The organism is Pseudomonas sp. MTM4, assembly GCF_019355055.1.
GTDB lineage: Bacteria > Pseudomonadota > Gammaproteobacteria > Pseudomonadales > Pseudomonadaceae > Stutzerimonas.
In genome coordinates this window covers 3,529,433-3,544,999 of record NZ_CP048411.1, presented here as the reverse complement: position 1 = coordinate 3,544,999, position 15,567 = coordinate 3,529,433, and the positions used below count along the sequence as shown (strand labels likewise).

Annotated in this window: 8 protein-coding genes and 1 pseudogene; 8 read left to right on the top strand and 1 reads right to left on the bottom strand. The window is 60.4% G+C overall.

The window, feature by feature from the left end; genetic code table 11:
* Positions 1–16 precede the first annotated feature (16 nt).
* The 8 genes from GYM54_RS16305 (at position 17) to GYM54_RS16270 (ending at position 15,112) form a co-directional block, all read left to right on the top strand.
* Positions 17–1,762 (top strand): potassium/proton antiporter, encoded by a 1,746-nt coding sequence (locus GYM54_RS16305; RefSeq protein WP_131649610.1) that lies wholly within the window; start codon positions 17–19, stop codon positions 1,760–1,762.
* Positions 1,763–1,871: 109 nt separating this feature from the next.
* Complete coding sequence (gene mscK / locus GYM54_RS16300) at positions 1,872–5,162, top strand: mechanosensitive channel MscK (protein ID WP_181099650.1); 3,291 nt, start codon at positions 1,872–1,874, stop codon at positions 5,160–5,162.
* An 84-nt stretch (positions 5,163–5,246) separates the two neighbouring features.
* The gene (gene selO, locus GYM54_RS16295; protein ID WP_181099649.1) at positions 5,247–6,707 is read left to right on the top strand and encodes a protein adenylyltransferase SelO; all 1,461 of its coding nucleotides are present in this window, start codon (positions 5,247–5,249) and stop codon (positions 6,705–6,707) included.
* 280 nt (positions 6,708–6,987) lie between these two features.
* Positions 6,988–7,506: an Hcp family type VI secretion system effector gene (locus GYM54_RS16290; protein WP_131649607.1), complete on the top strand. Its 519-nt coding sequence runs from the start codon at positions 6,988–6,990 to the stop codon at positions 7,504–7,506.
* Between the two features lie 192 nt (positions 7,507–7,698).
* Positions 7,699–9,822, top strand: a complete 2,124-nt coding sequence (gene tssI, locus GYM54_RS16285; protein ID WP_181099648.1) for a type VI secretion system tip protein TssI/VgrG — start codon at positions 7,699–7,701, stop codon at positions 9,820–9,822.
* Positions 9,812–10,705 (top strand): DUF4123 domain-containing protein, encoded by an 894-nt coding sequence (locus GYM54_RS16280; protein WP_181099647.1) that lies wholly within the window; start codon positions 9,812–9,814, stop codon positions 10,703–10,705. The genes tssI and GYM54_RS16280 overlap by 11 nt, the downstream gene beginning before the upstream one ends.
* On the top strand, positions 10,702–14,019 hold the full coding sequence (locus GYM54_RS16275; RefSeq protein ID WP_197444923.1) for a toxin VasX: 3,318 nt from the start codon (positions 10,702–10,704) through the stop codon (positions 14,017–14,019). Before GYM54_RS16280 ends, GYM54_RS16275 begins: the two co-directional genes overlap by 4 nt.
* Before the next feature lie 13 nt (positions 14,020–14,032).
* Positions 14,033–15,112 carry a DUF6708 domain-containing protein gene (locus GYM54_RS16270; RefSeq protein WP_231752153.1) on the top strand — a complete coding sequence of 360 codons (1,080 nt, stop codon included), beginning with the start codon at positions 14,033–14,035 and terminating at the stop codon, positions 15,110–15,112.
* Positions 15,113–15,166: 54 nt separating this feature from the next.
* Here GYM54_RS16270 and GYM54_RS21755 read toward each other — a convergent pair.
* Positions 15,167–15,349 (bottom strand): annotated as a pseudogene (locus tag GYM54_RS21755) (UTRA domain-containing protein); the annotation flags it as partial.
* Between the last annotated feature and the right edge of the window lie 218 nt (positions 15,350–15,567).

Below are 15,567 nucleotides of genomic sequence, written 5' to 3'. Positions count from 1 at the left end.
TTCTCGGAGACCACACTTGGACGTCGGCAACATCAACCACCTTTTTTTCGTCGGTGCCCTGTTGGTTGCTGCCAGTATCCTGATGAGCTCTTTGTCCGCGCGCCTGGGCGTGCCGATCCTGGTCATCGTCCTCGGTGTCGGCATGCTGGCTGGAGTCGATGGTATCGGCGGCATCGTCTTTGAGGACTACCGGCTCGCCTTCATCATCAGCAACCTGGCACTCGCGGTGATTCTGCTCGACGGCGGCATGCGAACCCGCAAGGCCACCTTTCGCGTCGCGCTCTGGCCGTCGATGTCGCTGGCCACGCTCGGGGTGGCGATCACCGCCGGCCTGACGGGCGTAGCGGCCGCCTGGTTGTTCGACCTGCGCCTGATCGAGGGCCTGTTGATCGGCGCCATCGTCGGCTCCACCGATGCCGCGGTGGTGTTCAACCTGCTCAACGGCAAAGGCCTCAACGAACGCGTCGGGCCGACACTGGAAATCGAATCGGGCACCAACGACCCGATGGCGATGTTCCTCACCGTAACCCTGATCGGAATGATCGCGTCGGGGCAAACCTCATTCAGCTGGACCGTTCTGGTCAGCCTGATCCAACAGTTCGGCATCGGCATTCTGCTTGGCCTGACCGGTGGTTGGCTGTTGCAGCAGCTGATCAACCGCCTCTCCGTAGCCGATGGCCTTTATCCACTGCTCGCGGTCAGTGGCGGCATCATGATTTACGCCTTATCCGGCGCGGCGGGCGGCAGCGGGATCATGGCGGTATACGTCTGCGGTTTGCTGCTGGGCAACCGTCCGATTCGCAACCGCTACGGCATTCTGCATATGTTCGACGGCTTGGCCTGGCTCAGCCAGATCGGTATGTTCCTCGTACTCGGCCTGCTGTTGACACCCAGCGAACTGCTGCCCATCGCCGTTCCCGCCCTGCTGCTGTCGCTGTGGATGATCCTGTTCGCTCGGCCGCTCTCGGTGTTCATCGGCCTGCTGCCGTTCAAGAGCTTCAACCTGCGCGAGCGGATGTTCATTTCCTGGATCGGCCTGCGCGGCGCGGTGCCGGTCATTCTTGCCGTATTCCCGCTGGTCGCGGGCCTGGACAATGCGCAGCTGTTCTTCAATGTGGCGTTTTTCATCGTGCTGGTCTCGCTGCTGTTGCAGGGCACCACGCTCGGCTGGGCGGCCAAGAAGGCCAAGGTCGAGGTTCCGCCTTCGCCATCGCCGATTTCACGTACCGGTCTGCAAGTCCACCCCACCAGCCAGTGGGAGCTTTTCATTTATCGTCTGAGCGCCAGCAAGTGGTGTGTCGGCGCGGCCCTGCGCGAACTGAAGATGCCCGAAGGCACGCGGATTGCCGCGCTGTTCCGTGGCAGGGCGCTGCTGCACCCGTCCGGCAGTACGCGCCTGCAGGTCGATGACATCCTTTGCGTCATCGGCCATGAAGAAGATCTGCCGGCACTCGGCAAACTGTTCAGCCAGGCGCCGCAACGGGGCCGCGACATGCGGTTCTTCGGTGACTTCATTCTCGAAAGCGAAGCCGAAATGGGCGCTCTCGCTGCGCTGTATGGCTTGAAGCTGGGTGATGTCGATGAGCATCAACAGATAGGCCGCTTCATTACCGAGCGCGTCGGCGGCAAACCGGTCATTGGCGACTATATCGAGTGGAGCGGCCTGACCTGGACCATTGCCGCCATGGAACAGGGGGAAGTCCGCAAGGTCGGACTGAGGTTCCCGGAAGGCGAAAAACCAGGCCCGTCGCTGCAGTTCTGACGAGGCGCCTGGGTCGCGGTCAGGATGGCGGGACGTTCCGATCTATGGACTCGCCGCGGCCATCCGCAGCCCTTAGACTCCGCGCTCGTTCTTCATTTCGATAGTACCCATGGCCTCATTGCGTAACTTGCTGCTGGCGACACTGCTCCTTATCGCCCCGCCCCTTCTCCACGCCGCCCCGACCATCCCAGGGCTTACGGGCAATCAGAGCGCCGGGGAAGAGGCGAAACCCGCGCAACCGAGCAACGATGAACGCGCCAGCCGGTTCGCCGACCAGGCGAGCCAGGCGCAGCAGCGGCTGACCGAACTTAAGGCCGAGCTAGCCGGCGCGCCAAAGGAAATTGCCGAGGCGCAACGTGAGCTGAGCAAGCTCAAGGGCAGCGACACCAGCGAACTGGCGTCGAAGCTGGCCAAGCAGAGCGTCCCCGAACTCGAACAGCGACTGAGCGAACGCGTCGACGAACTCTCGGCCTGGCAAACGGCCCTGACGTCGGCCAATAGCATGATCATCAGCGCGCAGACTCGTCCGGAGCGTGCCCAGGCCGATATCAGCAAATTTCAGACGCGCATCGACGAAATCAACAACCTCCTCAAGACGGGCCGTGAGAGCGGCAAACCCCTGTCCGACGAGCGTCGCGAGCTGCTCAACGCAGAGAAATCGGCGCTCAGTGCGCAGATCGAATTACGTCGCAACGAGCTGGCCAGTAACAGCCTGCTGCAGGACTTGGGCATTGCTCGCCGCGACCTGCTGTCCGAGCGCATCGCGCGCGCCGAACAGGAAACCATGGCGCTGCAGACGGCGATCAACAACAAACGCCGTGAGGAATCGGAGCAGACCGTCGCCGAATTCTCGCTAAAGGCCGAGAAAGCCGGCTCGGACAAACTGTTACCGGCCGAGAGCGCGGAGAACCGCAAACTTTCTGGTTATCTGCTACGCGCCACCGAGCGCCTCAACGACCTGACCCAGGAAAATCTGCAGACTCGCCAGCAGCTCGATACGCTCAATCAGGCCGATCAGGCGCTGGAAGAGCAGATCGCCGTGCTCGAAGGCAGCCTGTTGCTGTCGAAGGTTCTCTACCAGCAAAAGCAGGCGCTGCCACAGCTGAGCCTGAACAAGAACCTGGCGGATGAAATCGCCGATATCCGCCTTTATCAATTCGAGCTGAATCAGCGTCGCGAGCTCAGCGGTAACGTCGAGGCGTATGTCGAACAACAGCTCGCCAGCCAGCCTCCCGACGAGGTAACGCCGGAGCTGCGCAGCGCGCTGCTGGAGCTCGTGCGCACCCGTGGCGAGCTGCTCGATCGACTCAACCACGTGCTCAATGCGCTGCTGAGTGAGTCGATCACACTGCAGCTGAATCAGCGTCAGCTTCAAACCAAGGCCCAGGCGCTGAGCGAAACGCTGGACGAGCAGATGTTCTGGATCCCGAGCAATAAGCCGCTGGATCTGGACTGGTTCAAGAACATACCGACCCTGCTCGACCGCCAGTTGCGCGCGATGCCCTGGGGGTCCGCGTTCGACGCGCTCGGCGCCGGGCTGGTGGAGCGGCCACTGTTCTTCGTGCCACTGCTGCTGGTGATCGGCGCGCTGCTGTGGCGCCGCAATGCCATAAACGCCAAGCTCGACTCGCTCAGTGCGGACATCGGCCATTTCCGCAACGACAGTCAGTTGCATACACCGCTGGCGCTGATGCTGAACCTTCTATTGGCGCTGCCCGGTGCACTGTTTCTGGCGCTGTGTGGGTATTTGCTACAGATGGACGGGCGCGGTCAGAACATCAGCCTCGGCGCCGCTTTCTATCAGATGGCGCAGGCCTGGCTCGTGTTCTACAGCGCCTATCGCATGCTCTCGCCCAACCGTGTTGCCGAAACGCACTTCGGTTGGTTCCAGCCGCAGGTAGCCTTCCTGCGCAACGAAATCCGCCGGTTGGGGCTGGTGGTCATGGCGCTGGTGGCGGTCGTGGCGATCGCCGAGCATCAGCCGGGAAGCCTGGTGGATGATGTGATCGGCATCGTAGTCGTCATCACCTGCTACGCACTGATGAGCTGGAGACTGACACGCCTGCTGCTCAAAGGGCCATCGAGCCAGAACGCACCGCCGGTTCGACGCTTCATTGGTCTGCTGTTCAGCATGCTGCCACTGGCGCTGGTCGTGGTGGTGGGCCTGGGGTACTACTACACCGCGTTGAAATTGACCGGCCGGCTGATCGACACGCTCTATCTCCTGCTGGCCTGGGTCGTTATCGAGGCAGCGCTGATCCGTGGCCTTACGGTGGCTGCGCGGCGCCTGGCATACAAGCGCGCGGTCGCCAGGCGAGAAGCGAATCCCGATGAAACGACCACGCCCCACGAAGACGCCGCCGAGCCCGGTCTGGCGATCGACCAGGTCAACCAACAATCCCTGCGCCTGACCCGGCTGGCCATGTTCGGCCTGTTCTTCGTCGTGCTGTACTGGGTCTGGGCCGACCTTATCAGCGTGGTGTCGTATCTCGATAACGTCACCCTGTATGAATTCACCAGCGGCAGCGGTGAGACCGCCACTACCTCGGCCATCACGCTCAACAATCTAATCGGCGCACTGGCCACGGTGGTCATAACTTTCGCGCTAGCGCGAAATCTGCCAGGGCTTCTCGAGGTCCTGGTGCTGTCCCGAATGCGCCTCGCGCAGGGCAGCGCCTATGCCACCGGCACCTTGCTTTCATACACGTTGGTCGGCATCGGCATCGTCACGACGCTTTCGACGCTAGGCGTGAGCTGGGACAAGCTGCAATGGCTGGTCGCTGCCTTGTCGGTGGGGCTGGGTTTCGGCCTGCAGGAGATCTTCGCCAACTTCGTTTCGGGCCTGATCATTCTGTTCGAAAAGCCGGTCCGCATCGGCGACGTGGTGACCATCGGCAACCTGTCCGGGACCGTCAGCCGCATCCGCATTCGGGCAACGACCATCACCGATTTCGACAACAAGGAAATCATCGTCCCGAACAAGACCTTCGTGACCGACCAGTTGGTCAACTGGTCGCTCAACGACACCGTTACCCGGGTCACCATTCGCATCGGCGTGCAGTTCGGGTCCGATCTGGAAGTGGTTCGCAGCCTGTTGTTCCAGGCGGCCCGAGAAAATCCTCGCGTACTCAAGGAGCCCGAGCCGCAGGTGTTCTTCCTCAACTTCGGCGAGAGCCGGCTGGAGCATGAGCTGCGCCTGCACGTACGCGACCTCGCCGACCGCAACCCGGTAATCGACGAAATAAACCGTTGGCTCGACCAGGAATTCCGCGCGCGCGGAATCGTCATCGCCTTCCGGCAGCTGGATGTACACCTGAAGAACCCGCCGCCAGCGCTGGAAATCCGGCGGGTCGATATGGACGAAAATCTCATCGACACACCTGTCAGCGGTCAGCCCTGAGGAACGCCCCGACAGACGCGACCTCCAAAATTCAAATGCGCTCGCCCGGCGGGCGCTATCTTTCAAGACAGCGCCGGAGCCAACGTGAAAACCCTCACCGAGCTGCATTTCGATAACCGCTTCGCCCGACTCGGCGACATATTCTCCATCAAGGTGACGCCCCAGCCCCTGGCCGAACCGCGCCTGGTAGTGGCCAGCGAGGCAGCAATGAGGCTGCTCGATCTCGACCCAGCGGTGGCGGACGACCCGCTGTTCACCGAATTGTTCTCCGGCCACAAGCTCTGGAGCACCGCCGAGCCGCGAGCGATGGTCTATTCCGGTCATCAATTCGGCAGCTACAACCCGCAGCTAGGCGACGGTCGCGGCTTATTGCTGGGCGAGGTGGTCAACGATGCCGGCGAGCATTGGGACATGCATCTCAAGGGCGCCGGCCTCACGCCTTACTCGCGTATGGGCGATGGTCGCGCCGTACTGCGCTCCTCGATCCGCGAATTTCTCGCCAGCGAGCATCTTCATGCCTTGGGCATTCCCAGCTCACGCGCGCTGTGCGTGACCGGCTCGGATACGCCGGTCTATCGCGAGCGCCAGGAGCGCGGCGCGATGCTGCTGCGCCTGGCGCCCAGCCATGTACGCTTCGGCCATTTCGAATTTTTCTATTACACCAAGCAGCACGACGAACTGAAGCAGCTGCTCGATCACGTCGTTGAATCTCACTTCGCCGATTGCCTGGAACATCCAGAGCCCTACCACTCCTTCTTCCGCGAGGTGCTGCAGCGCACCGCCGAGCTGATCGCCCGCTGGCAGGCCTATGGCTTCTGTCATGGCGTGATGAATACCGACAATATGTCGATCTTGGGCATCACCTTCGATTTCGGTCCCTACGCTTTTCTCGACGACTTCGATGCGCGCTTCATCTGCAACCATTCCGACCACACCGGCCGTTATTCCTACGAGAATCAGGTGCCCATTGCGCACTGGAATCTCGCCGCGCTGGCCCAGGCGCTGACGCCGTTCATCGCCATCGAGCAGCTACGCGAGACGATGGATCTGTTCCTGCCGATATACGAAGCTGCCTGGCTCGACCTGATGCGCCAGCGGCTGGGCCTGCAGACCGCTGACGACAGCGACAGAGAGCTGGTACAGCGCCTGCTGCAGCTGATGCAGAGCAGCGCCATCGACTACACAAACTTCTTCCGCGAACTCGGCGAGAACCCAGCGGAACAGGCCCTGGCTCGCCTGCGTGAGGATTTCATCGATATCAAATCGTTCGACGAGTGGGCTGCAAGCTATCGCAAGCGCGCCGAAAGCGAGGATGGCGAACAGCAGGCGCGGCGGACGCGCATGCACGCCGTCAATCCCAAGTACATCCTGCGCAACTACCTGGCCCAGCAAGCAATCGACGCTGCCGAGGCCGGCGACTACGGTCCGGTGCGCGAGCTGCATGCGGTGCTCAGCCGTCCTTTCGAGGAGCAACCGGGCATGGAACGCTACGCCGAGCGCCCACCGGAATGGGGCAAGCATCTCGAAATCAGCTGTTCGTCGTGAACCATGGCGTTGCGCAATATGCTGCGCAGCGTTTCGCTCGCCCCCCTAATCCCCGCAGCTGCGCGGCCCGTAAACGCTGGGCTGGCGCGCATCTGTGCCAAACCTTGCACAGCGTCGGCAGGAAGTTGCTCAACTTAATGTGAGCCGTCCCGCAGATCAGACCGTGCGCATTCATGGAGATACCGTAACTCTTTGATATTTAATTATTTTCCATAACTGGCATGCACCTTGTATCTCTCTGATTGCCATTCCGGCATTCAACAAGGCAAGGAGAGCGTTCATGCCAACACCCGCGTATCTGTCCCTCGAAGGCACCAAGCAAGGCCTGATCACCGCAGGCACTTTCACCGAGGACTCGGTCGGCAACATTTTCCAGGAAGGACACGAAGACCAGATTCTGGTGCAGGCCTTTCAGCACCAAGTCATCATTCCGCGCGATCCGCAGTCCGGTCAACCCACCGGCCAGCGCGTGCATAAGCCGCTGATGATCACCAAGGTGTTCGACAAATCGTCGCCACTGATCTTCAACGCCCTGACCTCAGGCGAGCGTCTGAATAAGTGCCGGCTGGAGTGGTACCGCACGTCCGCCACCGGTACCCAAGAGCATTACTACACCATCGAACTGGAAGACGCGGTGATCGTCGACGTGCAGTCGCGCATGCCCAACTGCCAAGACCCGAACATGTCCCATTTCACCCATCTGGAAGACGTGTACTTCACCTACCGCAAAATCGTCTGGACCCACGAAGTCTCCGGCACTTCCGGCTCCGATGACTGGCGCACCCCGATCGCCGGTTAAGGCAATCGCGGCAAGACAGGCTTCGGTCGGGCGCACCCCGGCTGAAGCCTTTTTGCGAAACAGTAGCGGAAAATCGGACCGCGGCGTCGCAATGCGCGACTCAGCGCACCGCAACGCCGCCGACGCGTGGTACATCAAGTCCCCCGCATGCGCCCTGGCGCACACCCATGGACGGATCCAGGAGGAACACGGATGTTCGCCCCCGCCAACCAGACTCATTTTTCCCTGCACATCGAAGGCATCGAACATGACCTTCAGGTTCTCGAATTCCGTGGCAGCGAAGCCATCAGCCGCCCCTATCGCTTCGACCTGGAGCTGGTCAGCGAGCGTCCCGACCTGGATCTGGAAAGCCTGTTGCAGAAATCCGCGTTTCTGGCATTCACAGCGGATGGCGCCGGTATTCACGGCCTGCTCCACCGAGCCGCACGGGGCGAATCCGGCAAACGCCTGACTCGCTATCGGTTGGTCATCGTTCCGAAGCTCGCCTATCTGGCGCACCGGACCAACCAGCGCATCTTTCAGCATCTGTCGGTCCCGCAGATCATCGCTCTGGTGCTGGAAGAGCACGGCATTCTCGCCGGCGACGGTCACCGCTTCGACCTTGGCCCAGTGATTTACCCTGAGCGTGACTACTGCGTTCAGTACGACGAAACCGACCTGCATTTCATCCAGCGTCTGTGTGAGGAAGAAGGCATTCACTACCACTTCCGGCACAGCGAAGCCGGCCACATGCTGGTATTCGGCGATGACCAGACGGTGTTCCCCAAACTTGCACCAGTCGCTTACCAGCAGGACAGCGGGCTGGTTGCCGACGCGCCAGTCGTCAAGCGCTTCGGTGTACGCATCGAGACCCGCACCGGCCGCGTCACCCGCCGCGATTACGACTTCGAGAAGCCCCGCCTCACGCTGGAAGCCGGCGTTCGAAGCGACGCCCAGCCGGACCTGGAGGATTACGACTATCCCGGCCGCTTCGCCAATCGCGAGCGCGGCAAGCTGCTGTCCCAGCGAGCCTTGGAACGGCACCGTCACGACTTCGAACTGGCCGAAGGCGAAAGCGATCAGCCGCTGATGGTCAGCGGTCACTTCCTCTCGCTGAGCGAGCACCCACGTAGTGACTGGAATCAGCTGTGGCTGATCACCGAAGTACTTCATGAGGGCAAGCAACCGCAGGTACTGGAGGAGTCAGTTACCGACGCATCACGCCCGCACGCACCAACCCCCTATCCCCTTGGGGGAGAGGGCTGGGGTGAGGGGCTAGGGAGTATTGCCCAATGTTTCGGAGCAGGCGCCTTCACCCAAGGCTACCGCAACCACTTCACCGCCACGCCTTGGGCTTTCCCCTTCCGCCCGGAGCTCAAGCATCCCAAGTCCCGCATTCTCGGCAGCCAGAGCGCAGTCGTCACCGGCCCTGCCGGCGAAGAAATCCACTGCGACGATTACGGGCGCGTAAAGGTCCAGTTTCACTGGGATCGCGAGGGCCAGGCCAACGACAAGACGAGCCGCTGGCTGCGCGTATCCAGCAGCTGGGCCGGCGACCGCTACGGCGGCATTGCCATCCCCCGCGTCGGCATGGAAGTGCTGGTCACCTTTCTCGAAGGCGACCCCGACCAGCCGCTGATCACCGGCTGCCTGTACCACAAGGAAAACGCCGTTCCCTACGTCCTACCGGCGAACAAGACCCGCAGCCTGTTCAAAACCCTCAGCTCGCCAGGTGGCGACGGATACAACGAACTGCGCATCGAGGATCGCAAGGGACAGGAGCAAATCTACATCCACGCCCAGCGCGACTGGGACCAGAACATCAGGCACGACCAGAATATCCGCGTCGGCCACGAACGCCACGACACCGTCGAGGCCAATAGCCACAGCGAATTCAAGGCCGAAGAACACCGCACCACCCACGGCGACCGCCGCAGCGAAGTAAAAGCCAACGACCACCTGACTGCCGGTAACAACCAGCACGTGAAAATCGGCACCGGGCAGTTCGTCGAGGCGGGTCAGGAAATTCATCTTTCCAGCGGCCTGAAAGTCGTTCTCGAAGCCGGCAGCGAACTCACCTTCAAAGCCGCCGGCAGCTTTATCAAACTCGATGCGAGCGGCATCACGATGGTTGGGCCTTTGATCAGAATGAACTCGGGCGGGAGTCCGGGGAAAGGCACGGGTGCGGCGCCGGTGCTGCCGGGCAAGGTAAAGGCGGCGGATGCGGATAGAGCGGGGCAGTTGTTGATTCAGGCGCAGAAGCAGGCGCTGCAACGCAAGCAACCGCTCTGCGTCATCTGCGAAGCAGCAAAGCTGGAGGCCGCAGATGCCGGCTAACGATCTGCGCCACCTGCCAGTAGAGTTGCCCTGGGACGTCCCCGCATATCTGCTACTGGACGGCGTCAGCGTCGATAACTTGGCGCAACGCCTTTATCAATGGTCCGATTCGCCTGACTTCGACGTGTTGTACTTGGACACACCGTGGGCCGAGCTGGCCGATATATCCCCCAGTCTGGTTCGTCTGAGTGGGCAGCAGGACCCGGCACTTGTCGCTTTTGTTGAAAACAGTCATGACGAATGGGGTTATCTACTATTCAGTCACGCGAGCCGGGATGAGGTGCTAAGCCACTTGCGCTGGCTGGTCAGAGTTCGTCACGCGCAGGGCGAAGATATGCTGCTGCGCCTGGCCGATCCCGCGGTCGTTCATGCGTTATTCGGGCAGTCTGTGCGGGACAATGACGCAACGCTATTCGGCCCGATCGGGCGACTAGTTGCCGCCGACCGAATCCAAGCTTGCTGGTATCAGCATCAATGCCCCGGATCGACGAAAGTCGCTACCCCCCATGATCGCCCCTACCAACTATCAGAATTCCAACTGGAGATGCTCGGAGAAGTGGGTTTTCGCGGCGTCCTCATCCGGCTTGACGAACACCTGCGCGATTATTTTCCGAATTACCAGTCTGCATTGAGCCCGCCTGAGCGTTGGCAATACCTACGTGAGCTGGCTGAGCGGGCCTATGCCCAAGGCTTCCAAAGCGAACACGAGATAACCCTCTATGCCAATATTTTCGGCTTGCTCGGCGGAGACGCTCTGCAGACCCATACAGATATCGCCGAGCTGCTGGGCCAGGCCTCGCCACTAACGCCTTCCCAGCGCATCGAACAGGCTGCGGATCTGGCCTATGCCCACGCCCGGCCAGTGGAAAGGACTTCCCTGTGACCAACAAGAACCCCAATCACGCCGACAAGGCCAAAAATGACGCCAAGAGTGCAATTGGTGCTTGCCCACTAATGAAAAACAAGGTGCAGCTACTGCCCCTGCGTTACGGTCTGGTCGAACGGCTCGATCCCTCACCTCAGCTCAGCCTGCCTTACGAGCTCAAATCGCGGCCACTGGGTATTCGACTGATCCGCGATGGCTGGTTGTATGTCACCGTCGGCAAGCAGTCTAAAGCCATTCTGCATGAGTACCGCATTGCCAAGGGCGTGATTACCCAACTGCTGTGGAACAAGGCCGAGGTCACTGCCGACAAACGAGAAACGAGCGTCGGCGAAGCCCAGCTGATTTTCTTCCGTAATGAACCGCTGCATGTGGCCTACTCCGAAGTGCAGTGGACTGCCGCAAAATGCGCTCAGGTGCTCAAGAGCCCCAAAGAGCGCCATTACTTTATGCAGGCCATTGATCTCAGCCGGGTTGATTGTGAGAAAGGTGCCGCCGACCTTTTGACCACTCACCAAGCCAACAAATGGCTGGCCGAAGTGGCGGAAAAGCCCGCCACAACAAGCGCAGGTCAAGATGTGCAGCCTGAAGAAGTAAAGGATTACGCGTGGGAGCAACCTTCGCTGTACCAGCCAACCCAGCTAGGCATGCTGAAGAAAAGCCTGAACCCTCAGTACGAAAATGATCACCTCTACCTGGTGGTGCGTGACGACATTGGTGTGCTGCGTGACCTGGCCAGCCACCAAGATCTGGCTGCCGGCTGGATCATCGACTGGAGCTATGCCGAAACAATCCAGAAGAAGTATGTGATTGGCTGCTACATCGAGTCGCTGTACCGCCTGAATGGGCAACACATGCTCAGCGCAGCTAAGCAGGATCCGCGCTTCGCCAAGCTTGAAGAGGAAACCGGTCCGGCTCAGCGTCAGAGCATCAGTGACTACATCAACGTCAAGCATCAGGCCCAATGGCATGGCCCTGGTACGCACAGTGGCGCCATCAGTGCCTCACGTATGCGCATGCGCCAGAGCCTCGGCGCGTCCCTCTATGCGAAGTACGAGGACTTTATCGAGAGCCTCGATGAGAATACCGAAGATGCCCTGGAAGGCGCAAAGTGGGGGCAGCAAGGCATAAGCGACCTGACTGATCGCCCCGGTATGGAGGCGTTTCTCAAACAGCAGCGCGCCCAGCTCAAGCGCTGGAACGAGCGACTTGACCTGATCAGCGAAGACCGCATTGCCATGGTTGCGGCAGAACGCTTCCATCGCGCGGCCTGGTACTTCGACCCACAGTCGAGCGCGCAGATAGAGCTAGCGCTCGCCACTGAATACGCCTGCCTGAAAGATATCTGCCGTACTGACAAAGCCACCGATGCCTTGGCAGCGCTGCTGGATAAATACCCGCAACTGAGCTTGCCGGGCTTTTACACCCTGAGTCATATCGACCAGATTGATATGCAGACCAAGCTCTCCAGCATGATCAAAGGCATGCGTGATACGGCTATGGCTGGCAATGACTACAGCGGCGCACATGAGCTTAGCGTCCAGTTCACTGGCTTGGTCCAGCAACAATTGCCGAGTGTTTTCCACCTCAGCGAAACGGGCATTACCCTCAATCAGTTGCGTAATACCGCCTACGAGCCGGCCAAACAACTGAGACTGGCCGCGGCCATGGACGGGGCGATGCAAGGGCTGCGCAACGCAGCCCCGCTGGACCCCGGCAAAGTGCTGCGTGCCCTGCCAGGGGCAGCATGGCTGGATGTACTGCGGGCCTTCGGCCAAGGTGGCATCACCCTGGAGTTCGCGTCGGCCAGCCAGATTCAGGCGTTTGAAACCGATACCCGTAAGCTGGCCGAGCTGCGTAGCACGCTTACCGCGCTGAAACATCAGATCAGACAAACCCTCGCCTTTGAGCGCCGGGGCCGGCTGCCCCAAGGTAGCCACCGCAGCCTGCTGGCAGAGCGCAAAGCCCTGCAAGCAAGCCTGCTGCCGTTAGAAAGCCGCGTGGCCAGCGCCCTCAGCCCGGTGGGCGAAGGGCCGAGCAAAGCCGGGGTCAAGATCAAGGGCCTTAACAGCACTCAGGTTGCCGAGTTTCAGCGTATGGCGGAAGACTTCCGCCTCAAACGGCCATTTAAGGGCTTGGGCGACGCGGTATTTCGCTCGGCCGGGGCGGATATATTTGCTTCGGCCGTGGCGGTTTGGCAGATACGTAACTTTGTGGTGGTGAGTGCTGAGCTAAACAGAAGGTCAGAATGGAGTGGGGCAGAGTGGCTAGCGTTAACAAACGCTATCTTTTCAATGGCTGCTGGAGTGTTTGCAGCCGCGCAGGGCATAGCTGTCACCGGCCTTTCGGTAGCAGTGAATAACTACGCCAGTGTCCCCGGCAAGATCACCATGGCTGCACGGTTGGGCAAGCTTACCGCCAGCTTTGGTATACCTGCGTATTTATCTAGCGTACTTGCCGCATCCATCAGCTTGAAAGGCAGTATCGACAAATTTAACGAAGGACTACGCCGTGGCGATGCGGGCATGCTGGCGGGTGCCGGGATGACAAGCGTAGGCGATGCCGGGCAAGTGGGTATTAACACTTGGGCCTTGATTCGTTCGAGTGGCATTGTGATTGGTGTGCTCAAGGATACCCAGCAAGCCCGCGCGGCGGCCTGGGCTGTCGCGGGAGGCCGCCTGGTCAGCATCGCCGCGCGGGCCAACCTGATTGGTTTGGCCCTGACCGGCTTGCAACTGGGCGGCGAATGGATTTACAACCGCAGTAACCTGAGCCAACTCGACGACTGGCTGCAACAAGGCCCCTGGGGCCTACGCGATGCCCAGCGCCCATTGGCAGCCGAGCACCTGCGCCTGGCTACCATCACCGCTGCGCCAAAGGCGGCGTTACAACCTGACAAGGCCGGGGGGCTGTTTATCCTGCAGGTGCCCGGCGTTATCACCGCCGAGCTGGATGACAGTGGCATCAGCCTGGCCGCCTACTGGCTCAGTAACCACCAGCGTAACGATTGGGAACCCTGGACCGAGCCGCTGCTCTACCAATTCAAACTACTCAGTAAACTGCACGAGCCGCTGCTGCTGGGGCTGGAGATCTACCCTCAGGAGTCCAATGCCCAGCACGGCCTGGCCATCGAGCTGCGTTACCCGCCGCTGGCAGGCAGCAACGAGGTACAGACCAAACGTTTTGAAAGCCTGACCCTGCTTGCTCAGCAGGGCAAACCCATGGCCGAAGTCGCCTTGCTGCGCGTCCGCACCGCCAATGCCCCCAGCCTGCCGCTAACGCTGGATACCCTCGACCAATCTTCTAGCAGTTAAAGGACCCGTACCCATGGCAAAAAAAACAGAAGAGGGCGACTTCGACCTGAAAAACCAGCGACCCAGTGCGGGAGAAATGCGCAGCTTCGCCACAGGCCAAGCTATGTTTCTGGCCCCCCTGCCGCTGCCCACCGGCCATGCACCGATGGACCTGGGCGGCAGTTTCCTGGAAGTTAACGACACTTACCTCGATGTGGGGCAAAGCAACATCAATAAAGCCTTTCAGGCCCAGTTGATGATTTGGGGGCTAATGTTCGTTCTGATTATGAGTTTTCTTGTTATCCCGTTGTCGGTCGCAACTATGCGAACCTTCAGCATTTATCAACTAGATTTTTGGCAGGTTTTCGGGGAAGGCCTTGAATTTATTGCAACAGAGTTGGGGCTAACAATTTTTTGTATCGGCATTTTGTGTGCTTTTCCAGTCATCCGCACCACCTTGCAAAAAGCTCGTACCCGCCCGATGCGCTTTAACCGCCAGCGCCGCGAGGTGTGCTATTTCCCCAGCGGTTCGGACGAACCGATCATTCAACCGTGGGAAGAGCTGGTGGCCTGGGTGTCGGTCAGCACCGGCACCACAGGCGAGGGCATTATAAGTACCTATACCCTGGGTATGGCTCTCGATAACCCGAAAACCGACAAGACCCACTTCCTCAACCAGGGCGTACTGACCCCGGCCCACGGCCTATCCAAGTGGGAGGCCATTCGCGTGTATATGGAAAAAGGCCCGGCCTTTTGCCCCGGCAAAGCCCCCTACGAGGGCCGCCACACTTTTGATGAAAAGCGCGAATCCATGCGCGAGGCTTACCGTGAGGGCGACTGTTCAGCCTTCGGCGTGGCGTTTTGGTACGTGCGCAATGTCGTTACCTGGTGGCGCTTCCCTTACTGGGTTGCCGAGTGGGACCACCGCTACAGCATGAAACCCATGCCCGCCAGCATCGATCAGTGGTCCCAACCCTTACCGCTAGAGCAATGGGCCAAACCCAGCAGCGCGCTGCTGGCAAAAACCGCTGAAATCGAAAAAGCCTTCGCCAAGGGCCAAAGCTTTATGGACTACTTCAACAGTACGCTGGGCAAAGCCGCGAGCGTAGCGTAAGCCAAGCAATAACCCGCGAGGAAAGTGGTCAACGATGCCGGCCAGCCTCTGCTGCTCCGGCACCTCCAGGCACACATGAATCGCATCATGCCGCCAATACTCCACTTCGCAATGGTCGCGGTTGAGGCGGGTGATGCGCAGGGCTGGGCTGCCGGGGGCGGTGCGTAGGGTTGAGGCGGCTTCGGGGTGTAAGGCTGTGGGGACCATGTCGAAGCGGACGCGGCCGTAGTGGATGCCAGGCAGGTGGCGGCCCTACGCCAACGCGACCCGCAGCGGCTTGATCATCGATATCTTTGCCGAGGTGCAACGAAGCCCCTCCGCTGCCCGTACGGGCTGATGCTGGACACCCGCGATGGCCTTAACGATGGGCATACACAAGGTAGGGCGGGTGAACGAGCCCCCTTGAAGCACCAGACACCGTTTCCCCTCACCATAAGGGATAGACAAACGGTCGG

Excerpts from the sequence above, each read along its gene's own strand:
- mscK (WP_181099650.1), top strand. The coding sequence starts at position 1,872 with ATGGCCTCATTGCGTAACTTGCTGCTGGCGACACTGCTCCTTATCGCC.
- GYM54_RS16290 (WP_131649607.1), top strand. The coding sequence starts at position 6,988 with ATGCCAACACCCGCGTATCTGTCCCTCGAAGGCACCAAGCAAGGCCTG.
- tssI (WP_181099648.1), top strand. The coding sequence starts at position 7,699 with ATGTTCGCCCCCGCCAACCAGACTCATTTTTCCCTGCACATCGAAGGC.
- GYM54_RS16280 (WP_181099647.1), top strand. The coding sequence starts at position 9,812 with ATGCCGGCTAACGATCTGCGCCACCTGCCAGTAGAGTTGCCCTGGGAC.
- GYM54_RS16270 (WP_231752153.1), top strand. The coding sequence starts at position 14,033 with ATGGCAAAAAAAACAGAAGAGGGCGACTTCGACCTGAAAAACCAGCGA.